General features: G+C 59.8%; 21 protein-coding genes. 11 read left to right on the top strand and 10 right to left on the bottom strand.

Features of this window, described 5'->3' with window-relative positions:
- Positions 1-24: 24 nt before the first annotated feature.
- The 4 genes from V8J88_RS17815 (at position 25) to V8J88_RS17800 (ending at position 5,685) form a co-directional block, all read left to right on the top strand.
- Positions 25-681, top strand: coding sequence for a PEP-CTERM sorting domain-containing protein (locus tag V8J88_RS17815; RefSeq protein WP_338845577.1), 657 nt, complete (start codon positions 25-27; stop codon positions 679-681).
- 200 nt (positions 682-881) lie between these two features.
- Complete coding sequence (locus tag V8J88_RS17810) at positions 882-3,011, top strand: type I secretion system permease/ATPase (RefSeq protein WP_338845576.1); 2,130 nt, start codon at positions 882-884, stop codon at positions 3,009-3,011.
- Positions 3,008-4,318 carry an HlyD family type I secretion periplasmic adaptor subunit gene (locus V8J88_RS17805; protein WP_338845575.1) on the top strand — a complete coding sequence of 437 codons (1,311 nt, stop codon included), beginning with the start codon at positions 3,008-3,010 and terminating at the stop codon, positions 4,316-4,318. Before V8J88_RS17810 ends, V8J88_RS17805 begins: the two co-directional genes overlap by 4 nt.
- On the top strand, positions 4,318-5,685 hold the full coding sequence (locus tag V8J88_RS17800; RefSeq protein ID WP_338845574.1) for a TolC family protein: 1,368 nt from the start codon (positions 4,318-4,320) through the stop codon (positions 5,683-5,685). Before V8J88_RS17805 ends, V8J88_RS17800 begins: the two co-directional genes overlap by 1 nt.
- A 111-nt stretch (positions 5,686-5,796) precedes the next feature.
- On the opposite strand, the gene V8J88_RS17795 is transcribed toward V8J88_RS17800, so the two are convergent.
- The 7 genes from V8J88_RS17795 to V8J88_RS17765 all read right to left on the bottom strand — a co-directional run bounded on the left by V8J88_RS17795 (position 5,797) and on the right by V8J88_RS17765 (position 14,804).
- The gene (locus V8J88_RS17795) at positions 5,797-6,477 is read right to left on the bottom strand and encodes a choice-of-anchor K domain-containing protein (RefSeq protein WP_338845573.1); all 681 of its coding nucleotides are present in this window, start codon (positions 6,475-6,477) and stop codon (positions 5,797-5,799) included.
- 474 nt (positions 6,478-6,951) lie between these two features.
- Positions 6,952-8,220 (bottom strand): PAS domain-containing protein, encoded by a 1,269-nt coding sequence (locus V8J88_RS17790; RefSeq protein ID WP_338845572.1) that lies wholly within the window; start codon positions 8,218-8,220, stop codon positions 6,952-6,954.
- The gene (locus tag V8J88_RS17785; protein ID WP_338845571.1) at positions 8,217-10,433 is read right to left on the bottom strand and encodes a CHASE domain-containing protein; all 2,217 of its coding nucleotides are present in this window, start codon (positions 10,431-10,433) and stop codon (positions 8,217-8,219) included. Before V8J88_RS17785 ends, V8J88_RS17790 begins: the two co-directional genes overlap by 4 nt.
- 73 nt (positions 10,434-10,506) lie before the next feature.
- Entirely contained in the window at positions 10,507-11,673 is a 1,167-nt protein-coding gene (locus V8J88_RS17780) for an FAD-dependent monooxygenase (RefSeq protein WP_338845570.1), read from the bottom strand.
- Positions 11,673-13,016, bottom strand: a complete 1,344-nt coding sequence (locus V8J88_RS17775; protein WP_338845569.1) for an aminopeptidase P N-terminal domain-containing protein — start codon at positions 13,014-13,016, stop codon at positions 11,673-11,675. The genes V8J88_RS17780 and V8J88_RS17775 overlap by 1 nt, the downstream gene beginning before the upstream one ends.
- A 39-nt stretch (positions 13,017-13,055) precedes the next feature.
- A complete protein-coding gene (murU, locus tag V8J88_RS17770; RefSeq protein ID WP_338845568.1) occupies positions 13,056-13,760 on the bottom strand; it encodes an N-acetylmuramate alpha-1-phosphate uridylyltransferase MurU in 705 nt (234 codons plus the stop codon).
- A 12-nt stretch (positions 13,761-13,772) separates the two neighbouring features.
- Positions 13,773-14,804, bottom strand: a complete 1,032-nt coding sequence (locus V8J88_RS17765) for a phosphotransferase (protein WP_338845567.1) — start codon at positions 14,802-14,804, stop codon at positions 13,773-13,775.
- A gap of 144 nt (positions 14,805-14,948) precedes the next feature.
- On the opposite strand from V8J88_RS17765, the gene lptD reads away from it, so the two are divergent.
- From lptD to V8J88_RS17730, 7 genes are all read left to right on the top strand, one after another.
- Complete coding sequence (gene lptD, locus V8J88_RS17760; RefSeq protein WP_338845566.1) at positions 14,949-17,207, top strand: LPS assembly protein LptD; 2,259 nt, start codon at positions 14,949-14,951, stop codon at positions 17,205-17,207.
- Between the two features lie 13 nt (positions 17,208-17,220).
- The gene (locus V8J88_RS17755; protein WP_338845565.1) at positions 17,221-18,579 is read left to right on the top strand and encodes a peptidylprolyl isomerase; all 1,359 of its coding nucleotides are present in this window, start codon (positions 17,221-17,223) and stop codon (positions 18,577-18,579) included.
- Positions 18,580-18,586: 7 nt separating this feature from the next.
- Positions 18,587-19,642, top strand: coding sequence for a 4-hydroxythreonine-4-phosphate dehydrogenase PdxA (pdxA, locus tag V8J88_RS17750; protein ID WP_338845564.1), 1,056 nt, complete (start codon positions 18,587-18,589; stop codon positions 19,640-19,642).
- 32 nt (positions 19,643-19,674) lie between these two features.
- The gene (locus V8J88_RS17745) at positions 19,675-19,845 is read left to right on the top strand and encodes a hypothetical protein (protein WP_338845563.1); all 171 of its coding nucleotides are present in this window, start codon (positions 19,675-19,677) and stop codon (positions 19,843-19,845) included.
- A 326-nt stretch (positions 19,846-20,171) separates the two neighbouring features.
- Positions 20,172-20,630 carry a GNAT family N-acetyltransferase gene (locus tag V8J88_RS17740; protein WP_338845562.1) on the top strand — a complete coding sequence of 153 codons (459 nt, stop codon included), beginning with the start codon at positions 20,172-20,174 and terminating at the stop codon, positions 20,628-20,630.
- A 184-nt stretch (positions 20,631-20,814) separates the two neighbouring features.
- On the top strand, positions 20,815-21,072 hold the full coding sequence (locus tag V8J88_RS17735; RefSeq protein ID WP_338845561.1) for a plasmid stabilization protein: 258 nt from the start codon (positions 20,815-20,817) through the stop codon (positions 21,070-21,072).
- On the top strand, positions 21,069-21,491 hold the full coding sequence (locus V8J88_RS17730) for a type II toxin-antitoxin system VapC family toxin (RefSeq protein ID WP_338845560.1): 423 nt from the start codon (positions 21,069-21,071) through the stop codon (positions 21,489-21,491). The genes V8J88_RS17735 and V8J88_RS17730 overlap by 4 nt, the downstream gene beginning before the upstream one ends.
- A 112-nt stretch (positions 21,492-21,603) precedes the next feature.
- Here the strand turns inward: V8J88_RS17730 and V8J88_RS17725 are convergent, their stop codons facing one another.
- The 3 genes from V8J88_RS17725 to V8J88_RS17715 form a co-directional block, all read right to left on the bottom strand.
- Positions 21,604-22,254 (bottom strand): tRNA-uridine aminocarboxypropyltransferase, encoded by a 651-nt coding sequence (locus V8J88_RS17725; protein WP_338845559.1) that lies wholly within the window; start codon positions 22,252-22,254, stop codon positions 21,604-21,606.
- Positions 22,251-24,290 (bottom strand): TonB family protein, encoded by a 2,040-nt coding sequence (locus V8J88_RS17720; RefSeq protein WP_338845558.1) that lies wholly within the window; start codon positions 24,288-24,290, stop codon positions 22,251-22,253. The genes V8J88_RS17725 and V8J88_RS17720 overlap by 4 nt, the downstream gene beginning before the upstream one ends.
- Before the next feature lie 160 nt (positions 24,291-24,450).
- Positions 24,451-25,365: a sulfurtransferase gene (locus tag V8J88_RS17715; RefSeq protein ID WP_338845556.1), complete on the bottom strand. Its 915-nt coding sequence runs from the start codon at positions 25,363-25,365 to the stop codon at positions 24,451-24,453.
- Positions 25,366-25,472 lie beyond the last annotated feature (107 nt).

Below are 25,472 nucleotides of genomic sequence, written 5' to 3'. Positions count from 1 at the left end.
TTTAATTTTCCAAGAAAAGACAATATGAAAACCTTCAATAAAACCGCATTGCGCACCACCGTGATCGCCGCCGCACTGGCGTTGACCAGCTTCAGCGCCAGCGCCGCCACCAACCTCTCCGCCGTATTGCACGGCGGCCCGCAATTCACCGCTGCCGGCGGTGGTTTTGGCGGCAACAGCGTGACGCCGGGCGTATGGGAAGTCAATTTTGGCAATTTCAATTTCTATGCCTTCTGCCTGGAGCCGAAAGTGGCCTTCAGCGGTTCCTCCAACCACTACAGCAGCGCCAGCTTTAACGCCAGCGACGCCATCAAGCGTTTGTATGAAGGCCACTACAGCAGCGTGATCGGCAGCAATCTGAACAATCCGGCGCCGAAGGCGAAAGCATTCCAGCTGGCTTTGTGGGAATTGAACAACGATAACGGCAATCTGCTGAGCGGCGATCTGCGTTTTAACAGCCTGAGCAACGCCGTGGTGGCGGATGCGAACGCGATGCTGGCCACCGCCCTGGGCAATGGCGTGATCAACAACACCTATCGCTACACCAGCCTGACCAGCGATGTCTTGAAATCGCAAAAAATGCTGACCGTGGCGGCTGTGCCGGAACCGGAAACCTACGGCATGATGGCCGCCGGTCTGGGTCTGCTGGCTTTCATGGCGCGCCGTAAAAAACGCGCGTAATTGCTGTTGCAAGCATAAAACGCCAGCGCCGTTTGCGGCGCTGGCGTTTTTTCATCTTGCGTCATGCCGCAGACGGATGGCGGCGGACAGGCCGCACCATTTTTTCCACGCACTGCGCGCGCATGGCACAATAAAACTTTGAAATGTCTGCCTGCCAGGCTGGCGCGGCTTGCCGCCTGGATCAAATTGGAAACCGAATCATGCCAATGACCCAAGACGGGCTTGCGTCTGCAGACGCGCTGCATGGCGCCGTGATGTTTTTGGCGCGTTTTCTCGGCGTCACGCCGGATGCGGAAGGTCTGCGCGCCAATCTGGCGGCGTATGGCGAGGGCAGCGCCGCCGCCTTGCCGCAAATCTTAGCCCAGACCGGCTTGAGCGGCACAGAACTGCCGTCCGGCCAGCCGCGCCGCGCCACCGAAATGCCCTGCCTCTTACTCAACGCCGGCGGCCAGGCCCTGGTGGTGCTCGCGCTGCAGGCGGGCCGCTATGAATGCCATATTCCCGGCATTGAGGGTTGCAGCTGGCTGGATGCGGCGCAAATCGAGGCGCAAATTCCAGGCGCGCGCTGGCTGGCGGTGCGTCCCAAAATGTTTTTCGATCAGCGCAGCCTCTTATATACCCTGCCGCAAAGCGGGCGCTGGTTTTTTGATGTGTTTGCGCGCAATCGCTGGATTTTACGCTGGGCCTTGCTGGCCACGCTGGTCTTGAATATCTTTGGCGCGCTGCTGCCGTTTTACGCCATGGCGGTGTATGACCGCGTGATTCCGAATAACGCAACCGCCAGTCTGGCGGTGCTGACGATTGCCGCCGTGCTGCTCTCGGTGTTTGAGCTGGTGATGCGGATCTTGCGCAGTCAATTAGTCGAAACCGCATCGCGCCGCATGGATGTCGCATTATCCTCCAGTATTTTTGCGCAATGCCTGCGGCTGCGCGCGGCCACCCGGCCCGCCTCCGGCGGCGCGCTGGCCAATACCGTGCGCGACTTTGAAACCGTGCGCGAGTTTTTTGCCTCCAGCACCCTGACCGCGCTTGGCGATTTGCCTTTTCTGTTGCTGTTTCTGGGCGTCATCGCGCTGGTCGGCGGTTGGCTGGCCGTCGTGCCGCTGCTGGCCATGCCGCTCATCTTGCTGGTGGCCTTGCTGGCCAAAAAACCCTTGGCGCGCCATGTCGCCTCATCCATGCAGGAAAGCGGGCAGCGCACCGCGCATTTGTTTGAAAGCATGAACGGGCTGGACGTCATCAAGCTGCAGGGCGCAGAAGCCTGGAGCCGGCGCAAATGGGAAAACCTGACCATGGCGATCGCCGCCAACAGCGTCGAAACGCGCGAACTGGTCAGCCGCGTCAACTATATCAACGCCGCCATCATGGCCTTGACCGGCACCGCCGTGGTGGCGCTCGGCGCGCTCATGATGGGGGAAAAACTCTTGACGCTGGGACAGGTGATCGCCGTCAGCATGCTGACCGGACGCGCGCTGGCGCCGATCAGCCAGATTGCCGGCCTGATTATGCGCTGGGAGCAAACCAAGCTGTCTTACAGCGCCTTGAATCAAATCATGCAAGCCGAGACCGACGACGAGCACGCCAGCTTGCAAGCGCCGCCCTTATCGGGACGCATCGAATTGCGCGAAGTCAGCTTCGCCTATCCGCAAGCGCCGCTGTTGCTGGACAAGCTGAATTTGCAGATCAAACCGGGCGAGCGGATTGGCGTGATCGGCAAACTCGGTTCCGGCAAAAGCACGATTTTGCGCCTGCTCTTGAATCAATACAGCCCGGCAGGCGGCAGCGTATTGTTTGATGATTTGCCAAGCACCCAGCTCGATCCGCTCAGCTTGCGCCGCCAGATCGGCTATGTGCCGCAGGATGTGACCCTGTTTTATGGCAGTTTGCGCGAAAACATTGAACTTGGCCGCAGCAAGGAAGACGACCGCGATTTGCTGGAAGCGATCCGCCTGGCCTGTCTGGATGAGATCATTCAGCAATTGCCGCAGGGCGTGGCGACGCATGTCGGCGAGCGCGGCGAACGCCTTTCCGGCGGGCAGCGGCAGGCGGTGGCGATTGCGCGCGCGCTGCTGGCCAAGCCGCCGATTCTGCTGCTCGACGAGCCAAGCAGTATGTTTGACCCCGGCACAGAACAAAAACTGATCCAACGTTTGCGCAGTTTGCGTGACACAACCATCATTCTGGTGACACACCGTATGGCGATGCTGGGTTTAGTCGATCGCCTGCTGGTGTTTGAGCGTGGCCGCATCGTGGCGGATGGCCCGCGCGATGAGGTGTTGCGCGCGCTGGCGGCGGCCCCGAATCAAAACAATCAGGGAGGCGCATCATGAGCCGCGCCAAGCTTGCTATGCCGGATTACGACCCGGACCCGGAGCGTGAACCGCGCCGCCTGATCCGCTGGATGATCGCCAGCATGACACTCATGTTATCCGCGCTGTTGCTGTGGGCCATGCTGGCCGAGCTGGATGTTTCGGTGAATGGGCGCGGCAGCGTCACCCCGCCTTCGCGCCTGCAGGAAGTGCAAAGTCTGGAGGGCGGTATTGTGCGCGAATTGCGCGTCGCGGCGGGACAGTTTGTGCGTCGTGGCGAATTGCTGTTGCGGCTCGATACGGCGCAATATGACGCCAATCTCGGGGCCAGTCAGCATAACCGTTACGCCGCCCTGGCCGGGCGTGCGCGGCTGGATGCCTTGCTGAATGAAAGCCAGCCGCGATTTGACCCCGCGTGGCGCACCGCCGCGCCGGACTTGATCGCCAAAGAGCAACAATTATGGCAAGACGCCAAGCGCGAATACGAGGCCGCCATGCAGGCCGGGCGCGAAGGCGTGGAACGGCGCCGGGGCGAGTTGGAGGAAGCCAGAAAGCGCATCGCCCAGCTGGAACACAGCGTCAAACTCGGCAGCGAAAGCCTGGCGATTGAAGAGCGCTTGTACAAGCAGGGGGCCGGCGCGCGCATGGATTATCTGAATGCGCAACAACGTCTTTTGCAACAGCAAAGCGAGCTGGACGGCTTGAAAAATTCGCTGCCGCGCCTGTCCGCCGGACTGGCCGAAGCGCAAGCCGCAGCCGCCGAAGCGCGCGCCCGGATGCGCGCGCAATGGGGCGCGCAACGCAGCGAATATGAAACCAAGGTCAACGCTCTGGCCAGCACCATCAAAGGGCAGCAGGATATTGTGACGCGGCGCGATATCAGCGCACCGCTGGATGGCGTGATCAACCGCATACTGACCCCCACCATCGGCGGCGTGGCGGCGCCCGGCAAAACCATATTGGAAATCGTGCCGGCCGAAAGCGCGCTCCTGATCACGGTGCGCGTCAAGCCTGCGGATATCGGTTTTATCCGGGTTGGCCAAAGCGCCTCGGCGAATGTGCTGGCGTATGACGCCGCCACCTATGGCCGGCTGGCGGCGCAAGTGCTGCGCGTCGGCGCCGATGCGCTTGCTGATGAGCGCGGCGAAGCTTATTTTGAAGTTCAGCTGAGTTGTGACGCCAGGCAGCTCCAGAGCAAGGGGCAGACTTTGCCGATCACACCGGGTATGCCGGTGGAGGTCGCGATTTTGACGGGTAAAAGGACGGTCATGCAATACCTGATCAAACCGATTTTGCGCGGTTTGCAATCTTCACTGCAGGAGCGTTGATGCCAAGCGCAGCGCATACTTTGTTCTGGCTCAGTCTGCTCGGCGGCGCACTGTCTGCGCAGGCCGGGACGGACTTGAAATTGACGCGCAGCATCAGCGCGCCGGCGCCTGCCGCCGCTCCGGATGAATCGAATACCCGGCAGCATATGCAATCCGGCGCCGCCCTGCGCGCGCCGGCCTGGACTGCGCTGGCGGCGCGCGCGCTGCCGCAGGACCCGCAAGTGCGCAGCGCGCAAGCCATGCTCGAAGCAGTGCAGGCGCGCTATCGCCAAAGCCGTTCGCGCATGTGGCCCAGCTTCGGTTTGCAGAGCGTGCATGGCGACAGCAGCGACCGCGATGGGCGCTTGAGCGTGGAGCGCAAAACCCGCCAGAGCGAAGCGAATTTGCGCTGGAATTTGTACCAGGGCGGGGCCGATTATGCGGAAATGCAGGCGGCGGATGCGGAAATCATCGCCGCCCAAGCCGAGCTGCTGCGCGCGCAGGAAGAAGCCGCCGAGCGCCTGGCCGAAGCCTATTTCGATGTCTTGCGCTTGCAGCAGCTGCGCCGCTGCGCCGCACAGCGTTTGCAATCCGTGACAGAACTGGCGGCGCAAGCCGGGCAGCAGCGCGAAGCCGGCAAACTGGCTGAACTCGATTGGGGACAAGTGCAAAACGCCAAACTGGAAGCGGAATTGACGCTGGATTCGCTGGATGCGGACTACCACAGCGCGCTGATCAAACTGCGCCTCCTGGCCGGCGGCGAGTTGCGCGAAGAGGTGGCCGCCTTCAGCCTGGCGCCCGTCACGCTGAGCGGCATCGCCAGCAACGCCAGCGTGCAGGCGGCGCAAGCGCGCGCCAGCGCCGCCAGCTTGCGCCAGCGCAATCTGGCCGCCACGCTGGCGCCGAAGGTGGATTTGCAATTGCGCCGTCAATTGCACAACCAGACTTCGCCGCCACCCTCCACTGAGCAGCAGCATGGCTGGTCAGTCAGTCTGAGTTGGGAGTGGCCGCTGGGCGGCGAAGTGCTGGCGCGGCGCGATGAAACGGCGGCGCGCGCCCGTCAGGCGCAAGCTGAAGTCAGCCGCGCCGAATTGAGCGCGCTGGCGGAATTTGAAGCGCTGCGCCCGCGTCTGGCGAATCTGCAGCGCGTGCTGCGCAATTTGCGCGAGCAGGAAGACAAAATGACCCAGATCGTGCGCGCCAGTGCGGTGCAATTTGAGGCCGGGCGGCGCAATCTGCAGCAAATCATCCAAACGCATGAGGCTTATTACAGTTTGCAGCAGCGCCGCATTGAGCATGAACATAAATTCACACTGGCGCATATGCGCCAACTGGCCTTGGGCGGGCAATTGCTGGACAGCCTGGGACTGAGGCCAGACGCGCCATAGCCGGGCGTCTGGCGGACTTTGCGAGGCCGCAAAGCCGGCTGAATTTTCGCTATGATTTCCTGACCCCGGCAGGCGCCTGGCCAGCGGGGCAGGGGACAAGTCGCGGGAGAATTATTGCGGCTGACGGCGGCGCGCCAGCAAGCCCAGGCCGCCCAAACCGGCCAGCAGCATGCCCCAGGTTTGCGCTTCCGGCACCACCGCGCTCACGCTGGCGTACAGATCGGCGCGCGCGCGGCGGTCTTCCATCACATGAAACTCACGTCCCGAGGCGCTCAGATAACCGCCGCCGCTGACATTGCGGAAGCCCTCAATATGCAAGCGGTAGCTCACGCCATTCAGGCTGAACGTCTGGTCTGAATCCAGGCTGCCCAGGCTCAGATAGTCAGCGCTGGCTTGCGCATCGCGCGTGTTATTGGTGTTGTTCAAACCCAGCTTGAAGGCCGCCGTCAGCAGCGGCATGGCCGGGTCGGAGAATTGCAAGGTGGCGCGCAGATCGACTGCGTCCGGATTGCTGCCGCGTGTGGTGGAACCATTGAAATAGCTCAGTGTGCCCAATTTGAAAGGCGTGTCGAGCAGGGTGCTGAAAGCGTTGCCGCGAAAGCTCAGGCGGTTGGCGCTGTCATCGGCTTGCGCCGGATTGCCCCAGGTGAAGGTGCGGGAGCCAACGCCATCGTGCTCGCCAGCGCTGGGATTGGTGAAGATTGCCGAGGTCGAGCCTTGCAGATTGTCTGCCGCCTGGGCGGCGTTGCAGAGCAGTGCGCATGCGGCAATGGCCAGTGCGATTTTTTTCATAGCTTTTGTGTGTGCATGGTGGATGAACGGGCAAAACCCGGCCTGTCAGCGCCACCCCGCACCACGCTTGCGCGCTGTACGCTTTGCTGTGTGTCCATGCAGAAAAGACGGGGGCTAACTGACACTGATCTTGCGTTTCGCCGGCACAAGCCGCAAGAAGAAGGCTTGCACCGGAAATGTTGCAAAATCGCTAAAATTATCAATCCACCCCAAGCGCAACAAGATGAAAGTTACAATTTGATAATTATTTCGTCATGGAAGTTTGTTTCTTGAATATTTTTTGCCATTGCCGTCGCATTCGTGTTTGGGATACTGCGCAAAACCAGCTGGAAATTGGCGCGCAAGGCCGCCTGGCGTGCTTGAGGCAGCGCAGTGCGATTTTTTCAGGGGTTTTCTGATGTGGCAGGGCTGGCCTGTGGCGTCAGGCCAGCCGCTGCATGCCGCATGTGAAAGGGCGCAGGCAGGGCCTGTGCCTTATTCCTGGCGCTGATACCAGCCCAGCACCGCCGTTGCGCCCTGGAATTCCATCAAAGAGAATGACGCCTGCAGCTTGAGGCTGTCGCGATGCCGGGTTTGCATCGTCAGACTGTGCAGCTGAATCGTTTCGCCTTGGCGCAGGCGCTGCAAAATATCTTCATAGTCTTGCGGATTGCTGAAAAATTGCAGCGCATCCGCGCCATGCGCCAGGGTTTGCGTGGTCTGGAACAATTCAACAAAATTTTGATTGGCGAATACGCGCTGACGGCTCTCCAGATTGTCAATCGACAGCGCCAGCGGGCTGGCGTTGAGCACATGCAGCAGGCCGGCATTCGCGCTTTGCCAGTTTTCCTGGGCGCGCCGGCGTTCTGTCACATCGGTATGAATCGCCACATACTGCGCCCCTTGGCCATCAGGCCCGGGGAAGGGCACAATCGTGGTTTCGACCCAGAAATAGCTGCCGTCGCGCGCCCGGTTGCGCAATTCGCCCTGCCAGGTCTGGCCCATGCCGATGCTGCGCCACAGGTCGGCGAAAAATTGCTTGCTGTGGTAGGCCGAATTGAAAATGCGGTAATCCTGTCCCAATAATTCCTGCTGCGTATATTGGGTGACATGACAGAATTTATCGTTGGCGTAAGTGATCTTGCCATACTGGTCGGTGATCGCCACCAGCGAATGCTGATCCAGCGCCTGTTTCAAAATCTTGGTCTTGGCCATGCTGGCCAGCAATTCGGCGCGGCTTTTTTCCGCCAGCAGCAGACTTTCATATGCGCGCAAGGAGGAAATCACGGAAGTGAACAGCTTTTGCGCGGTCAGCTCGGTCTTGGATTTATAGTCGTTGATGTCGTATTCCATCACCACCGACTGTTCCGGGGCCTGGCCCGGCTGGCCGGTGCGCAGCACCACCCGCACCAGCTGATTATTCAGCTCATTGCGGATCTGCCGCGCCAGGGACAGGCCGGCGTCATCGGTCTCCATCACCACATCCAGCAGCACCAGCGCGATTTCAGGCGTGTCGCGCAGCATGGCGTATGCTTCCTGCCGGCTGTAGGCGGACAGAAAGCGCAGGCCGCGATTTTTATAGCGCACTTTGTGCAAGGCTAAGCGCGTCACGGCGTGCACATCCAGATCGTCATCCACAATCAGGATTTGCCAGGCGCGGCTGTCTTCGCCGCCTTTGCCATCGCCTTCGCCATTCAGATCGTCATAGATCAGCCAATCTTCATCATCATCATCTTCTTGCGCCAATTCCACTTCAGTGTTCATGCGTCCATCTCCTGTGATTTGCCGCTTTCCATTTGCGCTGCGCCTGCCGGCTGGCTGGCGGGCAATTCAAAATAAAATACGCTGCCTTGATTCGGGCTGGAATGAAAACCGATATGACCGCGCATGCCTTGCACCAGTTCGCGCGTAATCGCCAAACCCAGCCCGGTGCCGCCGCGCTGGCGCGTGGCGGAGGCGTCTGCTTGTGAGAATTTTTCAAAAATTCTTTGCTGAAATTCCGGCGCAATGCCGCTGCCTTGGTCGCACACTTCGATGCGCCAATGAGCCGGCGCGCCAGGCTGCAGGCGCACTTCGACCGTGCTGCCCGGCGGTGAAAATTTGGCCGCATTCGATAAGAGATTGAGCAGCACCTGGTGCAGGCGCTGGGCGTCCACTTCCGCATACGCGGCATGCGCCGTTGTGGTGAAGGTGAATCGCACCTGATATTGCGCGCCATAGCTGTCTGTGCTCTCCAGCGCCTGTTGGATCAGCGGGGCCAATTCCTGGCATTGCAAATCAAAACTGAATTTGCCGGCCATTAATTTTTCCAGATCCAGCAAATCATTCACCAGGCTGCTTAAACGCTGGCAATTTCTTTGCGCCACTTCCACCATGGATCTGAGTTTGTCGGGCAGAGGCGCCACCGCATTGCCGGCCATCAAACCCAGCACGCCATTGATCGCGGTCAGCGGCGTGCGCAATTCGTGGTTGATGGTGGAAATGAATTCGGATTTCATTTTTTCCACCCGCAGCCGTTCGCTGATATCCGTCAGGGAGCCGGCCATGCGCACCGCTTTGCCTTGCGCATCGCGCGCTGCGATGCCGCGTGCGTTGAACCATTGATATTCGCCATTCGGCGCGGCGCGCATGCGGAATTCAAGATTGTATGGCGTATTTTCTTCCAGATGCGCGTTGATCGCCGCTTCCACTTTGGGCAAGTCCTCGGGGTGCACGCGGCTGGCGAAAAAGGCGTATCCCTGTTCCAGATCTTGCGGCGAGCTGCCCAGCATGGCGTGCAGACGCGGTGAGTAATACAGGGTGTTGCTGGCGATTGACCAGTCCCAAATGCCATCGCTTGAGCCTTTCACCGCCAGCTCAAAACGTTCTTCGCTGGCGCGCAGCAAGGCTTCGCTGGCGCGGATATCTGCAGTCATCTGTTGCGCCAATTCCTGCGCGCGCTGCTGTTGAAACACCAGGCTGGAAATCAGCATAAAGGTCAGCATGCCGATGCTCACGCCGGTGATGCGGATGAAAGATGGCATTTGCGAATGCGTGCTTTGCGCGAAGGCGGGCCGGCTTTGCAAATGCAGCGTCCAGGCGTGGCCAAAATGGCGCATGGTGCGTTTGAGGGCGTGCGGCGCGCTCAGATGTTGTTCCGGCGCATGAAAATGCGCGGAATCAAACATCAATGCTTCCGGCGCATCCTGCGCTCCATCATAGATCCGCAAATCGAGTAGATTCAGCTCTTGATTGAAGGTGCCGGCCATCATGTCTTCCATCCGGTAAGGGCTGTACACAAAGCCGGTCAGGGCGGCTCTGCGTTGCTCCGGATTATGCGGCGCGGGTTTCTTTTTATACACCGGGATGCACATCAAAAAGCCGGCTTGCACCTTGCCTTGATTTTCCTGCACCAGGCGGACTTTGCCGGTGATGGTGGTTTCTCCGCTGTCGGTGGCCAGCTCCAGCGCGCGCCGGCGCACCGGCTCCGAATACAGATCGTAGCCGAATGCGGCCAGATTGCGCCCGCTCATCGGCTCTAAAAATTCGATCGGCGCGTATGCCGCGCGCACCCCGGGCGGGCGCACCTGGAAATCAGGAAATCCTTCCGCCTGCACCTTGGCCTGAAATGCGGCAATCCCGGACCCGGGAACATACCGGGCGAAACCGACCCCTAAAATACCGGGCAGGTGCTGGCCCAACTCCAGCCGCGCGATATAGTCATGCCATTCGTGCCGCTCCAGATTTTCTTTATCCGCTTCAAACAGCGCCGCGCCGCCGGTCAGGATCTGTTCATGCTGATGCATGCGCGCACTGAGTTTGGAGATGACTTCCTGGGCGTGCAGCTCAAATTGGCGGGCGGCGTTTTGTTCCGCTTCCTGCGCTACGCTCCAGGCGATGCCCTGCGTCACCAGCAGAGCCAGGGCAAAAATCAGCCAGGCCGGCAGATTGCGGCGGCTGAACAGGCGTAGCATCAAGACGCTGGCGCGACCAGACATTGGAAAGCCCCTGCTGGTTAAATGGTTGCTGTCGATTGTGCAGTCTGCGCCGGGTTTTGACAAGCTGCAGTTTTTACCGGCGCATGCCGTACATCATCCAGCTGGCCAGGGTGGCGCGCGCAGGCGCAAACAAGTCCAGCGCGCCCAGCGAGAGCGCCAGCGCACCTTGCGGTAAGCCTCCCTGGCTGGTGAAGATGCGCGCCAGACTGTCAGTTAGACGCACGATCAGGCGGCGGTCGTTTGCCCGCTCACGCGCGAATTGCGCCAATTGCTGCGGCGCGTTTTCGCGCGCCAGCAAGCGCGCCAGTACGGTGGCGTCGCGCAGACCCAGATTTAAACCCTGGCCCGCCACCGGGTGCAGGGTTTGCGCAGCATTGCCGATGGCGATCATGCGCTGCCCCTGGGGGGCGCCGGCATTCACGCCCAGCTTGAAAGCGTGACGCGTGCTGCAATCCAGGAATTGCCCCATGCGCGCGCCAAATGCGGTTTGCAGTTCTTGCAAAAAGGCTGGCGCTTCCAAGCTTTGCAAGTGCGCGGCCTGTTCCGCTTGCACGCACCAAACCAGTGCATATTGCATGCCTTGTGCGCCGGGCGGAATCGGCAACAGCGCCAGCGGGCCTTGATCGGTGAAGCGCTCATAGGCGCGCCCGGCCTGCGCCTGACTCACCCGCACTTCGCAGATGATGGCGGTTTGCGCATAGTCGCGCACAAAGGCGCGCGCGGCTTGCTGGCCGAACAGGCCGCCTTCGGCTTGCGCCAGAATTTCACAATCGAAAGTTTGTGCGCCCTGCGGCGTGGCAAATTGCAGGCTGCAGCCGGATGGCTGCTCTTGCGCATCCTGCAATTGCCAGCCCCGGCGGATTTCCAGGCCGGCCTCTGCGGCGCGCGTCAGCAGGCTTTGCATCAAATCGCCGTAACGCAGCACATAGCCCAAGGCCGGTAAGCCGTACTCGCCGCTGGTGATCATGGTGCGGCCAAAATAGCCGCGCCGCGAGACATGGATTTCTTCAATCGCCGCCGCCTGTTGCGGAAAGGCGTGAATGTTTTGCAAGATTTGCCGGCTGCCCCAGGATAAGGCCAGGGTGCGCGGATCGCTCAGGGCTTTATCCGCGCTGCCGGCGTCAAACAGGCAGATCTGTTGCGCCGCCATGCCGCGCGCGCGCAATAGCAGGGCCAGCGCCAGCCCGCAGGGGCCGGCGCCGCAAATCGCCAGCGGCAAAGGGGTGCGGCACTCCACCATCACCCCCGCATCACGGCTTCAATCTCATCAATCTGCTTGGGCGCGGCGGCGCTCAGATTGTGCGGGCCTTGCGCGGTGATCAAGACATCATCTTCAATCCGGATGCCGATATTCCAGAACGCTTCCGGCACGCCTTCTTCCGGCCGCACATAAATCCCCGGTTCAATCGTGATCACCATGCCGGCCTGCAGCGTGCGCCAGGGGCGGGTCGGGCCGTCAAATTGGAAATGCGGATGGCGGTAATGTCCGGCGTCGTGCACATCCAGCCCGAGCCAGTGGCCGGTGCCGTGCATGAAGTATTTGCGGTAGGCTTTTTTCTCTATCACGTCTTGCAAGCCGCCGACTTTATTCGCGTCCAGCAATCCCAGATCGAGCATGCCTTGCGACATCACTTTGACCACGGCGTCATGCCCGTCCATATAGTGGGCATCGACTTTGGCGTGTTCAAACGCGGCCAGTTGCGCATCCAGCACCAATTGATATACATCGCGTTGCGGCGCAGTGAATTTGCCATTCGCCGGGAAGGCGCGCGTGATGTCGGCGGCGTAGCCGTCAAATTCGCAGCCGGCGTCAATCAAAACGATATCGCCGTCATTGATATGCGCATTATTGGCGGAATAGTGCAGGATGCAGGCGTTGGCGCCGGCGGCCACAATCGGGGTGTAAGCCGGCGCTTGTGCGCCGTTTTTGCGGAATTCGTACAGCAACTCGGCTTCCAGCGCATATTCATGCAGTCCGGGGCGGCAGGCGCGCATGGCGCGCACATGGGCGGCGGCGGAAATATCGCCGGCTTTTTGCATCAGGCTGATTTCATGCGCATCTTTGAACAGGCGCAATTCGCCGATCAGGCTTTCCGCATCATGCGCTTGCTGCGCCAGCCATTCGCCATTGCGGCCATTGTTGCGCACATGCTCCAGCCAGCCTTGCAGGCGCGGCAGGAAGCGATAGGGATCGCGGAAGTTGTAAAACAGATTTTGCGCATTCGCCAGCAGCCTGGGCATTTCCGCATCCAGCTGGTCGAGGTTGTGCGCGGCGTCAAAGCCGAAGGTGGCGCAAGCCTGTTGCGGGCCATAGCGGAACCCGTCCCAGATTTCGCGCTCGACATCCTTGGGGCGGCAAAACAGGGTGGCGCGGCCCGGCCCGGTCTGGCCGATGCTCAACACCAGTACCGCGTCCGGCTCGCCAAATCCGCTCAGATAATAAAAATCGCTGTCAAAGCGGAATGGGTAATGCGAATCGCCATTGCGCAAAATTTCGCTGGCGGTGGGCAGGACGGCGACGCCGCCACCCAATGCTTGCATGTGCGCAAACAGGCGTGCGCGGCGTGCGGCAAAAGTACTCATATCAGTTTCCAATCTGCTCAAAGCGGGATGTTCTTGCATTCAAAAAGTCTGGGCGTTCAGAGCCTGCAAACGCTCAGGGGTTCCCACATCAGTCCATATACCCGGATACACTTCGCCGCCCAATACGCCCAGCTCCGCATAATGCTGAAACAGGCTGACCAGCTTGGCCGGTTGCCCCGGCGTCAGGCCGGCGAACATCTCGGGGCGGTACACGCCGATGCCGGTGAAAGTGAAACGGTGTTCGCCCTGATTGCAGATGCTGTAGAGCTTCATGCCGAAATCGCCTTGCGGGTGGTGCGGCGGATTTTTGGTCATGAACAGCCAGCCGATATCGCGCTCGTCGGCGGCATAGGGCTTGCCCCACATATCCGCATCCTGCAGCACCGTTTTGGCTTGCTCAAATTCAAAATGCGGGCAATACACATCCGCCGCAATGCAGACAAAGGGCGCTTCGCCTAACAGCGGCAGGGCTTGCACAATGCCGCCGGCGGTTTCCAGCAACTCGCTTTCATGGCTGTAACGCAGTTTGGCCCCGTAGCGGCTGCCATCGCCCAGATAATCGGCGATCATCGCGCCTTTATAGTGCAGATTGATGACAATCTCTTTGATGCCGGCGCGCACCAGATTCAGGATGTGCCAGACGATCAAGGGCCGCCCGCGCACTTCCAGCAGCGGCTTGGGCGTGTGCTCGGTCAGCGGGCGCATGCGCTCGCCGCGTCCGGCCGCCAAAATCATTGCTTTCATGGCCGGCCCCGCTTAAAAACTGTAGGTGTATTGCGGCTGGCGCTGCTCCAGCACATCCAGCAGGCGCGCCAGCGGTTTCAATTCGCTGTAACGGTTTACGGTTTTGCGCACATAGTCCAGCACCAGCGGCAAATCCTGCAAATAATGCGGCTTGCCGTCGCGATAATTCAGGCGGCAGAAAATGCCCAGGATTTTCAAATGGCGCTGCAGCCCCATGTATTCAAAATCGCGGTAAAACTGATCGATATTGTGGTGCACCGGCAATTGCATGCGCTTGGCCTGTTCCCAATAGCGGATCAGCCAATCCAGCACCATTTCCTCATCCCATTGCACATAGGCGTCGCGCAGCAGCGATACGCAATCGTAAGTGATCGGGCCGTATACCGCATCCTGGAAATCCAGTACGCCGGGGGCGCCGCCGTCAATCGCCATCAGATTGCGCGAATGGTAATCGCGGTGCATGAAGACCTGCGGCTGGGCGCAGCATTGCGCCAAAATCAGCTCAAAACATTTGTCCAGATCCTGGCGCTGTTTATCGCTTAATTCAAACTGCAAATGGGTTTTGATAAACCACTCCGGGAATAAATCCAATTCGCGCTGCATAAATGCGCGGTCATATTCCGGCAGCACGCCGGGCCGGCTGTGGCGCTGCAATTGCACCAGCGCAGCCAGCGCCTGCATATATAAATGGTGGGCGTTATCCGCGCTGAGTTGGTGCAAATAGGTGGTGCTGCCGAAATCATCCAACAGTAAAAAACCTTGAGTATGATCCGCCGCCAGCACGCGCGGCACGCGCAGATTGCAAGAGGCGAACAGGGCGCCGACACGGGCGAATTTTTCGGTATCTTCCGGCGGCGGCGCATCCATCGCGATCAGGCTGGCGCCTTCTGCGGCGTCGAGGCGGAAATAACGGCGGCTGCTGGCGTCCGCCGAGGCCGGGCGCAGGCTGTCGGCTTGCAGCGCCAGACCTTGCGGGCTTAATGTTTGCAGCCAGTCACGCAGGGCGCTGATGCGCGCATCTTGGGTTAATTGTTGTTCTGACATGAAAATCTTATTAAATATGATTAATTGCGTATGTGTTGCGCGCTGTGCGCAAAAAGCGGGCGCGCTGCAAATCCCCGTATAATACGGGATTCCGATCAAAAAGGCGTCGCTGCAAAGCTGACCCGCAGGAGCTGATTCGAATTCATGAGCTGGTTATCGGCATACCCTTTCCGTCGCTATTGCTTGCACGCCGGCCTCAGCGCCTCGGTGTGCCTGCTCGCGCCTCTATTGGCGCAGGCGCAAAGCCAGCCGCCCAAGAGTAAGGGCGCGAAGCTGGACAAGTCCGCCAAAGTCGAAGACAAAAATGCGCCGGTGATTTTGCGTGGCGAAGAATTGCGCGGACGCCCCGAGCGTGAGGTGCAATTACTGGGCAATGCCGAGTTGGTGCGCGATAAAACCATTGTCAACGCCGCTTCTATCAATTGGCTGCAACTCGACAATGAGGTGCAAGCCGAGGGCGGGGTGCGCATGCGCCGCTTTGACGATGTGTACACCGGCGAGCGTCTGCGCTTGAACCTCGATACCGGGGCCGGCATGATCAGCAAGCCAAGTTACCGCCTGGAGCTGAATTCGGCCCAGGGCCGCGCCGAGCGCGTCGATTTCATCGACCAGGAGCAGGCGGTGGTGGTCAACGGCACCTATTCCACTTGCGAGGGAACCGATCCGGCCTGGTATTTGCAAGCCGACACCCTGCACCTGGATTTCGGGCGCGATGTCGGCGCCGCCGGCAAAACCCTGGTGTATTTCAAGCATTTGCCGATTCTCGGCACGCCCGCGCTGTCTTTCCCGCTGACTTCGGCGCGCCGAAGCGGCGTCTTGCCGCCCACGTTTGGCGCGACCTCGAATGGCGGCCTGGAATTGACCGTACCTTATTATTTCAATATCGCGCCCAATCGCGATTTGACCCTGTATCCCAAACTGATTGCGCGGCGCGGCTTGCAATTGGGCGCGAATGCGCGTTATCTGGGCACGGATTATCGCGGCGAAACCAATCTCGAAGTATTGCCGGGCGACCGCAAAGCCGGGCGCAGCCGCTATTCCCTGGCCTCGCTGCACAGCCAGCAATTGACGCAAAAATTTTCCTTCGGCTGGAATCTGAACACCGCTTCAGACGATGCGTATCCGACCGATTTCGCCGGCTCGCTGGCCATCAGCAGCCAGCGCCAATTGGTGCGCGAATTACGCTTTGATTACCAGGGCAGTTTTTGGAACGCCAGCGCGCGCGTGCAAAACTATCAGATTTTGCAAGACCCGGAATCCGTCTTTGATCCCAGCCTGAAGGTCAACCGCCCTTATGACCGCCTGCCAGAATTTAACTGGAATGGCGTCAAGCGCGATGTCGCCGGCTTTGATTTTGCGCTGGATGCGCAATGGACGTATTTCTGGCATCCCGATGAAGTGCGCGGCCAGCGCCTGGTGTTCAATCCGCAGATTTCCTATCCGCTGTTGCATCCCGCCGGCTTTTTGACGCCGCGCCTGTCCTTGCACAGCAGCAGCTACAACACCGAAGCGCGCGCCGCGCGGCCGGGCGTGGCGGCGCAGGCTGAAAAAAATCTGAACCGCTTTGTGCCCACCTTCTCACTCGACGGCGGGCTGGTGTTTGAGCGCCCGGTGAAGTGGGGCGGCGACAAACTGACCCAGACGCTGGAGCCGCGCCTGTTTTACGTCAACACGCCCTACCGCGAGCAAAGCCAGTTTCCCTTGTTTGACACTGCCGAAGCCGGCTTTAATTTCGCCCAGCTGTTTGCGGAAAACCGCTTCACCGGACACGACCGCATCAGCGACGCCAATCAAGTCACGCTGGCGGTGGTGTCGCGCCTGCTGGAATCCAGCGGCGCGGAGCGCATGCGCTTCGCCCTGGGACAGCGCTTTTATTTCCGCAACCAGCGCGTGCAACTTGATCCGAACGGCAGCGAAATCCGCGACAGCCGCTCGGATATCCTGCTGTCTGCCGCCGGCCAGCTGACGCCGACCATCAATTTTGACAGCGGTTTGCAATACAGCGTCTCGAAGCACCAGGTGTACGCCGCCAACTATGGCGTGCAATGGGCGCCGCAACCCAAACATGTGCTCAATGCCGAGTATCGCTATCTGCGCAACAGCTTTGAGTTATTGAATGTCTCCGGCCAATGGCCGTTGGCAGGACGTTATTACGCCGTGGGCAGAATCAGTTATTCGCTGCCTGAACGCCAGACCGTCAAGAGTCTGGCCGGATTTGAATACAATGCCGATTGCTGGGTATTCCGTTTTGCGGCCCAGCGTTTTTCCACCTCGACCAAGGGCGCCACCACCACCCTGTTCCTGCAATTGGAACTGAACGGATTGTCGCGCCTGGGCTCGAACCCGATCGACGCCTTGTCGAAAAACATTCCGGGCTATCAAAAAGTGAATCAGCCGGATTGACAGGATGAATACCATGAAGAAATTGCAGCAAACCTTGCGAATCACGGCGCTGTGCGCAGTTCTGGCGGCATCAACCGGCGGCGCGCCCGCCGCACTGGCGGCCGGCAAGAGCGAGACGGTGGATTCGATTGCGCTGGTGGTAAACGATGAAGTGATCACCCGCCGCGAATTGGAAATCCGCCTCAACGCCGTGGTTGAGCGCCTGAAAAAACAGCGCGTTGAATTGCCTTCGCAAGCCGACTTGATGCGCCAGCTGGCTGAACGCATGATTACTGAACGCGCCCAGCTGCAACTGGCCAAGGAATACGGCATGCGGGTGGATGACATCATGCTCGACCGCGCGATTGCCCGGATTGCCGAGGGCAATAAAATGAATTTGCAGCAATTCCGCAATCAGCTGGAAAAAGACGGCATTCCGTTTGCCTCCTTCCGCGAAGAAATCCGTGATGAAATCGTGATTTCCCGCCTGCGCGAACGCGAAGTGGAAAGCAAGCTCATCATCAGCGATTCCGAAGTGGAAAACTATCTGGCCGAACAAAGCCAGCAAACCCAGACCGCGCAGGAATTCAATCTGGCCCACATTCTGGTGCGCCTGCCGGAAAATGCCTCGCCCGAGCAAATCGCCCAGCGCCGCGCGCGCGCTGAAGACGTGATGCGCCAATTGCGCCTGGGCGCGGACTTTGGCAAAACCGCCGCCGCCTATTCTGATTCGCCGGAAGGCTTGCGCGGCGGCGAAATCGGCTGGCGCAATCCAGACCGTCTGCCGCAATTATTCGTGGATGCGATTGCCGAATTGAAAGACGGCCAGATCACGCAGATTTTGCGCAGCCCGAATGGCTTCCATATTTTGAAAGTGCTGGGCAAGCGCAGCTTAAATCAGGCATCCGCCGCGATTCCGACGCAAAGCCAGCAAACCCGCGCGCGCCACATTCTGATCAAAGTCACGCCGGCCATGCCCTTGCCGGAAGCGCGCAAGAAAATCGCCGAATTGCGCGATAAATTGGTGAATAAGACCGCTAAATTTGAAGATCTGGCGCGTCAATTCTCGGGCGACGGCTCCGCCGCCAAGGGTGGCGATCTGGGCTGGCTGTATCCGGGCGACACCCTGCCGGAATTTGAAGGCGCGATGAATAAATTGAAGCTGGGCGAAGTCAGCGAAGCGGTTGAAACCAGCTATGGTTTGCACTTGATCGAAGTGCTGGAGCGCAAATCGGACGATGTGTCCAAAGAGCGCCAAAAGCAAGTCGCCCGCGCCGCACTGCGTGAGCGCAAGATGGAAGAAGCGGTGGAAGACTGGGCGCGCCAGGTGCGCGACCGCGCCTATGTTGAATACCGCATCGAAGAGTTAAAGCAGTCTGACGGCAAGAAGTGAGGCCGGCATGCGTGCGCAAGCCTTGCCGGTTTTAGCCATCAGCTGCGGCGAGCCGGCTGGCATCGGCCCGGAAATCAGCCTGCGCGCCGCCTGGGCCATGCGCGCGCAAGTCTCTTGCGTGCTGTTTGGCGACGCCGCCTGGCTGTCCACGCTGGCCGCCGATTTGGCGCAGGAATTGCCGGGCTTGCGTTTGCGCGCCTGGAATCTGGCCGACATCAAAGCCGGCGCGCGCCCGGTGTTTGGCGCTGATTATTTATGTGTGGTCGATTGCAGTCTGGCCGCACCGGTTGCGGCCGGCGTGCTCAACCGCGCCAACGCCGCCGGCGTGCTGCAAATGCTGGACGCCGCCTGCGACGCCTGCCGCGATAGCTGGTGTCAGGCCCTGGTCACCGCGCCGCTGCAAAAATCCGTCATCAACGACGCCGGCACCCCGTTTTCCGGCCATACCGAATACCTCGCCGCGCGTTGCGGCGTGGCGCAAGTGGTGATGATGCTGGCCGGCCCCGCCGCCATGCCCGCCGCGCCGGACTATATGTTGCGGGTCGCCCTGGCCACCACCCATCTGCCGCTGCAACAAGTCAGCGCCCACATTACGCAGGCTGGATTGGCGCAAACCCTGGATATCATCGCGCACGATTTGCGGCGTGACTTCGGCCTGCCGCAGCCGCGTATTCTGGTGTGCGGCTTAAATCCGCATGCCGGTGAAGGCGGCCATTTAGGCGATGAGGAACAGCGCATCATCGAACCGGCCATCGCCGCCGCGCGCGCGCGCGGCCTGGATGTGCGCGGCCCTTATCCGGCGGACACCTTATTTCAAGCGCGCCATTTGATAGAGGCGGATTGCGTGCTGGCGATGTACCACGACCAGGGCTTGCCGGTGCTCAAATACGCCACTTTCGGACGCGGCGTGAATATCACCCTGGGCCTGCCCATCATCCGCACCTCGGTTGACCACGGCACAGCGCTGGATTTGGCGGCGCAGGGGCTGGGCCTGGCCGATGACGGCAGCATGCGCACCGCGCTGCAAGTGGCGGCGCAAATGGCGCGCGCACGGCAGCGCTAGGTCGGATTTTTTCGGCATCGTTTGGATTTGTTATGGAATTGAAAACCCTGTTAGCCCTGTTGTTTGCGATTTCGCTGGTCTTTCAAGGCTTGCTGCTGGTGCGTTTTAAACAATGGAAGGGCAAAACCCGTGTGCTGCTGGCCAGCGGCGCTTTGTTGTTCTTACTCTTGACCATAGGGTTTTCCCTGTTTTATCCCGCTTAACCTCCTAATTACCTGCACACAGCGCCTACACTCCCGGATTCGGGAGGGGGGCGTGCTATTATTCTGCGTTAGCGCCTTTTGCTTGTTATTGGTGTCAAATGTCTCTAACAAGGCGCAGCGGCACGAAGCATGCGACCTCTTCATGTCATTCGGCTTAGTCTTCCCAGCCGTGTGCTAACAACTCAGTCAGACAGCTCTGCTGCATTGCCGCTCAGTTTGACTTCCCTTCGCTGGCGCTTCGAGACCGATTACTCCCCCCTTGGATGCGCGCCAACCCGCTCACGCATCCTGAATCAACAATTCCCCCACTTTATAGGAGAACCACAATGCCATTTCCATGTCACTACACAAATTCAGAAACCCAAAAGACGTATTTGGTAACGATTGGTCAGAGTGGCCATCTCACAGAAATCAAGGCTGTCGCTGGACCACACGATTGGGGCTCAGTTGACTGGGAAATTGTTGGGAACCAATTTCTTCTCCATACCATTCAATCACATCCAGCGAAAGGCACGGGCCTGGGCAGCCTGCTGATGCACCTCGCCGCCTCTGAAGCACTTCAGGCAAACTGCCAAAGGATGCAAATCCTGTCTGCGGCACAAAGCGAGCGCAGTTTCTATCAAATGATGGGGTGCACCATCGATACGACAGCTTTAGCCAGCTTTAATCAACAGAATTTCACTCAGCAAGAATGGGCTGGCTTGTCCAGTTCCTGCCCTGTTGTCGCTGATCCCTCGCAGGTGCTTGTCTCCTCGTCAGCGAGTGTATATAAGCGTTGGTCATAATCAAGCCAAAGATGGCCGGCGCAGATCTGCGCAAGGTCCGGCTGTGGGTGGACGTAACAATCCTGGCGGCATCAAAGCGCATATTTTGCCGCCATCCGCTGTTGTCACAAGTGTGCTAGCATTGCTGTCATTGCTGTCATTGCTGTCATTGCTGTCGCGTTTTATGCCATCCGGGAGCCGTATCATGTCCACCCTGACCATCCGTAATCTTGAACCTGCTATTAAAACCCGCTTACGGGTTTCCGCTGCTATCCATGGCCGCTCGATGGAAGAAGAAGCGCGTGTGATTTTGGGGCAGGCGCTGCAAGCGCAAGAAGAAAAAATCGGCATGGGCAGCAAGATTTTGCAGCGCCGCCGCGCAATTTTTGCTGAGGATGAGGCGGCCGAGTTGCTTTTACCTGAACGCCGCGAGATGCCGCGCAGCGTGGAATTTGAGCCATGATTTTGCTGGACACCAATGTTTTATCTGAATTGATGCGTCCTCAGCCAGAGCAAAAAGTGTTGCAATGGATAGATACGCAAGCGCCTTCCCGTCTCAGAATCAGCAGTCTGACTGTGGCCGAAATTTCACTCGGCATTGCGCGCCTGCCGGATGGCAAGCGCAAGGAAAATTTCACCAGGCTGGCGCAAGCGCTGTTTGAAGAGGATTTTGCCGGCAAAATTTTGCCATTCGATACGGCGGCTGCGCATCACTATGCGCAAATCGTGGCGCAAAGGGAAAAAGCCGGCAGACCGATCAGTATGGCGGATGCGCAAATTGCCGCCATTTGTCAGAACATCCCCGGCCCTGCGGCATTGGCGACGCGCAATGTGAAAGATTTTGCCGGTTTGGATATTGCCTTAATCAATCCATGGGAATAAGAGCGCAGCCAAATTTAAGTCCAAAATGCAGGCCGGGTTGAGCGTAGCGATAAGCCGGCGTCCGACAGCGTGGAATACACAAAGGAATCCGAGCGGGCCGGATAAGCTCGACTTACGGCACAAACCGCAGCCAACGAGCGTTAAATGCATCAAACGCCGCCAATAATGGCGCATAGCGCTGCTGCGCGTTTTCCACTTGCGCCAATGCCAGCGCACAGGCTTCCAGGGTGGAGAGTTGGTGCGGCGCATGCGCTTTGCGGATCAGATAACGCCGCTCTTGCTGCGCATGCAGGGCCAGGCGCGGCAGGCTGACAAGCGTTGGAAAATCGCGCAACAGGGCGCGGCTTTTACGCCAGGTGGCGTCGAGCGCAACCAGACGCATTTGCTGCGGCGCGAGCCTCAGCGGCGATGGGGGCGGCGCGCCGGGATCGGGTGGATACAGCAACACAGGCTGGCGCCCGTCTGCATACAGCATCTCATACAAGGCGGCGGCGCCGAGATCCCGGCTGCATTGCAGCACACTGTGTTGCAAAGACAGATGCAAGAGCCGCGCGCTGCCCTTGGCTTCTTTTTCTTCATCCGGGTGCTGCACAATCAATAGCGCGGCTTGATTATCGATGCGCGCCGCGTCAGGGCACAGATCGCAGATGCAAGTGCGCATTGCGCGCAGGCAGCGCCCGCAATGCGCGCGCCTGCCTGTGGCGCTCTCGCTGCTTGCGGGAATCGCGTTCAAACCGGGTTGCTGTCTTTCTTCCTGCATCATTCCAACTCTTCCAGTAGACGCAAACCGCCCTCAAAGCGCCAGGCGCGGCGGATTTCCACTTCATCGTATTTCGCCGCCAATCCCGGCGGGAAGCTGGAAAATGGGCTGTTTAACTGAATAATGCGGCGGATTGCCGCGTCCAGCGCAGAGCTGCCGCTGGAGCGCACGATGGCCACGCTTTCCACTGAGCCGTCAGCGCGCACAATCACCGAGACCAGCGCGTCATATGGCGCACGCTCACTGGCTTGCTGGGAATAATTCAAACGGCCATTGCGCTCAATCTTGTTGCGCCAGGATTCGAGATACATGCGCAGCGGCACATCCTGGTTCGCGCTGCCCAGGGGCGAGCGGCGCGGCGGTTTGTCAGCTTGCGGTGCGCGGCTGGCTTCCCGCAGCAAATCGCGCGCGCGGCTGCCCAGATCCAAGGGGCGGCTGCTGCGGCTGTCCGGCGCGGGCGGCGCTGCGCTGTTGCCCGCGCCCACGCCATCCGCTTGCCGGCCCTGGCCAGCGCCATCCGGCCTGTTGCCGCTTTGCAGCGCCTGACGCGCCGCTTCGCGCGCAGCCTCTTGTGCGGCGGCTTCTCTTGCTGCGGCGTCTTTGCGGGCGGCTTCTCTGGCCGCAGCTTCTTTTGCTGCAGCTTCTTTCGCAGCGATTTCTTTTGCGGCGGCCTCACGCGCGGCTTGTTGCGCGCGTTCTTGCGCCTGCTTTTGCTGCTCCTGCCTTAACAGCTCTTGCTTGATCAATTCCTGTTGTTGCAAGGCTTGTTTGATTTGCTCCTGTTTCAGCTGTTCCTGCTTGAGTTGCTCTTGGCGTTGTTGCGCAAGGCGCAGCTGCTCAAGCTTTTGCTGTTCCTGGCGCTGTTGTTCTAGCTGTTGCTGCGCCAGTCGCTGTTGTTCCGCACGCAGTTGTTCCTGTTTTTGCAATTCCTGCTGTTGCGCCTGTTCCTGCTTGATTTGCCCGGCGCGGCGTTGCTCTTGCGCCAGTTTTTCGCGCGCCGCCAGTTCTTGCGCCAGCTTTTCTTCCTGTGCGGCTTTTTCGCGGGCGGCGTTTTCAGCGGCTTGTTTTTCCGCAGCCAGTTTGGCGGCAGCTTGTTTTTCCTCCGCCAATTTCTCCGCCAGCGCTTGTTCCGCAGCGGTTTTTTCAGCGGCCGCCTGCGCGTCCCGGGCCTGTTGTTCCTGGCTGGCGGACACGCCATCTTCCTCACCATCTTCCGCGCCGTTTTGCGGCAGGCTGGGAGCGGCGCTTTCTTCAGACTGGGCGACCAGAAAACCGTCTTCCTGATGGCGGCTTTCAGTCAGCACCGCGCTGGGGCGCGCTTTCGCCTTGCGTTTGCTGGCAGTCTTGGGGCTGTTGGCGCTGACGCTTTTGGCCGATGGCGCGGGCGCTGTTTCCGCTGGTGGCGGTGGCGGCGGCAGATTCACCCATTGCAATGCGGTCAGCGGCACGGCAGGCGCCGGCGCCAATTCTGGCGCGGGGGCGGGGGCCGGCTCGGGCGTTGCCGCCGCTGCGCTGCCAGCTTCGGCAGGCTGCTGGTTTTCTTGCGCGATGCGTTTGCGCCAAGGCAGTTCAAAGCCGGGTACACCCAGTCCGGCCACCCCTAAATGCATAGAGAGCAGCAGGGCGTGAAACAGCAGGGAAATGCCGATGCCGATTTGCATGCGGCGTTCGGGCGAGAGCGGCGGACGATACGCTTTACGCCGGCGTTGCGCAGCATGATGTGGTGTTTTACCGCCTGATGGCGCAGGATGGTGTGGCGTTGGCCGGTTTTGCGGCATGGGTGGCGCAGTGTTGCGGCCTGGCGTCACTTGCGCTGCGCGTGTGGCGGCGGGCGCGCCCGGGGCGCGATTGTCTGGCGGGTTGACGGCGGATGCTTGCGGCTTGGCTGCAGATGTCTGCGGATTGACGCCAGATGGGCGGCGTTCGGGTAAAGGACTGACTTGCGCCGGCGCGCTGGTCTCCACGGGAGGCGCAGCTGCTTGCTGCGCGGCGGGCGCGCCGGGCTTGGCGCCTGGGCGCTGGGGGGCGGAAGTTGTCATGCATACACCGGCGTCAAAGGCTTTGCCGGAATGTTCCCGCACTGCCTGGAGTTACAAAAAGCTGTGCGTGGATATGCACAGCTTTTTGATTATCGCATGCATGGCGCGGCCTTGCCACAGGCCGGGGAGGGGATTTTTTCCGCCTCACCCGGCGCAGGATTCACGCGCGCTGTTGCTTGCGGCAGTGCGGGCAGGAGTGGCCGGCCACATACCATTCGGATTCGCGCTCTATCGGCGTGACCACTGCGCGGCAGGCGAAACATTGGGTGGTTTCGCTGGGCGAAAGGTCGGGTTTGAGCGCGGTGCGGTAATCGAACACAAAGCAATCGCCTTTGTAGTGCGCGCCGCCGACTTCCTCAAAGTATTTCAAAATCCCGCCTTCGAGCTGATACAAATGCTCGTAGCCGATGTTTTTCATGTGAATGGCCGCTTTTTCACAGCGGATGCCGCCAGTGCAGAAAGTCACCACGGTTTTATCCGCCAATTCCGCACGGTGCGCTTCGGCCACTGCCGGGAATTCGGTGAATTTGCTGATGCGGTAATCCAGGGTGTTTTCAAAGGTGCCGACATCGACTTCAAAGGCGTTGCGGGTTTCCATCATCACCACTTCACGGCCTTCGTCATCGCGGCCCTGATCCAGCCAGCGTTTCAAGGTCTTGGCGTCCACCACCGGCGCGCGGCCAAGCTCGGGCTTGATCAGCGGCATGCGCATGGTGATGATTTCCTTTTTCAACTTCACCAGCATGCGCTTGAAAGGCACATTGTCGGAATAGCTGTATTTGGCTTCGATATCGGCAAACCGGGCATCGCTGCGCAACCACGCCAGATAGGCGGCGATATCGGCATGCTCGCCGCACAAAAACATATTGATGCCCTCAGGCGTGAGCAGAATCGTGCCTTTTAAATTCAATTCCTCACATTTGGCGCGAAATACCGGGCGTTGCTCTGCGGTATCTTCAATCGTCACAAATTTATACGAGGAAATATTGGTGTAGCGGGAGTTGTCGGCAGTTTTGCCGGGTTCAGCGACCGGAGTCGCCGCTTCGGCATTCGCAAAAGAGGCTGAGGCGTGCATGGCGTCTTGCTCGGGAAATCGGGAATCCGGCATTATACGGCCCGCAAGCCAAGGGCCCAATAGGCCATTCTGTCTAGCAGCCTGCATGCCGGATGAATGGCGGCGGG

The sequence above is a fragment of the Massilia sp. W12 genome (assembly GCF_037300705.1).
Taxonomy (GTDB): domain Bacteria; phylum Pseudomonadota; class Gammaproteobacteria; order Burkholderiales; family Burkholderiaceae_D; genus JACPVY01.
The sequence above is the reverse complement of the archived record's forward strand: the minus strand, read 5'-3'. Positions and strand labels throughout refer to the sequence as shown.

What these genes read in the sequence shown, in the direction of transcription:
- V8J88_RS17815 (WP_338845577.1), top strand. Translation starts at nt 25, where the DNA reads ATGAAAACCTTCAATAAAACCGCATTGCGCACCACCGTGATCGCCGCC.
- V8J88_RS17810 (WP_338845576.1), top strand. Translation starts at nt 882, where the DNA reads ATGCCAATGACCCAAGACGGGCTTGCGTCTGCAGACGCGCTGCATGGC.
- V8J88_RS17805 (WP_338845575.1), top strand. Translation starts at nt 3,008, where the DNA reads ATGAGCCGCGCCAAGCTTGCTATGCCGGATTACGACCCGGACCCGGAG.
- V8J88_RS17800 (WP_338845574.1), top strand. Translation starts at nt 4,318, where the DNA reads ATGCCAAGCGCAGCGCATACTTTGTTCTGGCTCAGTCTGCTCGGCGGC.
- V8J88_RS17795 (WP_338845573.1), bottom strand. Translation starts at nt 6,477, where the DNA reads ATGAAAAAAATCGCACTGGCCATTGCCGCATGCGCACTGCTCTGCAAC.
- V8J88_RS17790 (WP_338845572.1), bottom strand. Translation starts at nt 8,220, where the DNA reads ATGAACACTGAAGTGGAATTGGCGCAAGAAGATGATGATGATGAAGAT.
- V8J88_RS17785 (WP_338845571.1), bottom strand. Translation starts at nt 10,433, where the DNA reads ATGTCTGGTCGCGCCAGCGTCTTGATGCTACGCCTGTTCAGCCGCCGC.
- V8J88_RS17780 (WP_338845570.1), bottom strand. Translation starts at nt 11,673, where the DNA reads ATGGTGGAGTGCCGCACCCCTTTGCCGCTGGCGATTTGCGGCGCCGGC.
- V8J88_RS17775 (WP_338845569.1), bottom strand. Translation starts at nt 13,016, where the DNA reads ATGAGTACTTTTGCCGCACGCCGCGCACGCCTGTTTGCGCACATGCAA.
- murU (WP_338845568.1), bottom strand. Translation starts at nt 13,760, where the DNA reads ATGAAAGCAATGATTTTGGCGGCCGGACGCGGCGAGCGCATGCGCCCG.
- V8J88_RS17765 (WP_338845567.1), bottom strand. Translation starts at nt 14,804, where the DNA reads ATGTCAGAACAACAATTAACCCAAGATGCGCGCATCAGCGCCCTGCGT.
- lptD (WP_338845566.1), top strand. Translation starts at nt 14,949, where the DNA reads ATGAGCTGGTTATCGGCATACCCTTTCCGTCGCTATTGCTTGCACGCC.
- V8J88_RS17755 (WP_338845565.1), top strand. Translation starts at nt 17,221, where the DNA reads ATGAAGAAATTGCAGCAAACCTTGCGAATCACGGCGCTGTGCGCAGTT.
- pdxA (WP_338845564.1), top strand. Translation starts at nt 18,587, where the DNA reads ATGCGTGCGCAAGCCTTGCCGGTTTTAGCCATCAGCTGCGGCGAGCCG.
- V8J88_RS17745 (WP_338845563.1), top strand. Translation starts at nt 19,675, where the DNA reads ATGGAATTGAAAACCCTGTTAGCCCTGTTGTTTGCGATTTCGCTGGTC.
- V8J88_RS17740 (WP_338845562.1), top strand. Translation starts at nt 20,172, where the DNA reads ATGCCATTTCCATGTCACTACACAAATTCAGAAACCCAAAAGACGTAT.
- V8J88_RS17735 (WP_338845561.1), top strand. Translation starts at nt 20,815, where the DNA reads ATGTCCACCCTGACCATCCGTAATCTTGAACCTGCTATTAAAACCCGC.
- V8J88_RS17730 (WP_338845560.1), top strand. Translation starts at nt 21,069, where the DNA reads ATGATTTTGCTGGACACCAATGTTTTATCTGAATTGATGCGTCCTCAG.
- V8J88_RS17725 (WP_338845559.1), bottom strand. Translation starts at nt 22,254, where the DNA reads ATGATGCAGGAAGAAAGACAGCAACCCGGTTTGAACGCGATTCCCGCA.
- V8J88_RS17720 (WP_338845558.1), bottom strand. Translation starts at nt 24,290, where the DNA reads ATGACAACTTCCGCCCCCCAGCGCCCAGGCGCCAAGCCCGGCGCGCCC.
- V8J88_RS17715 (WP_338845556.1), bottom strand. Translation starts at nt 25,365, where the DNA reads ATGCACGCCTCAGCCTCTTTTGCGAATGCCGAAGCGGCGACTCCGGTC.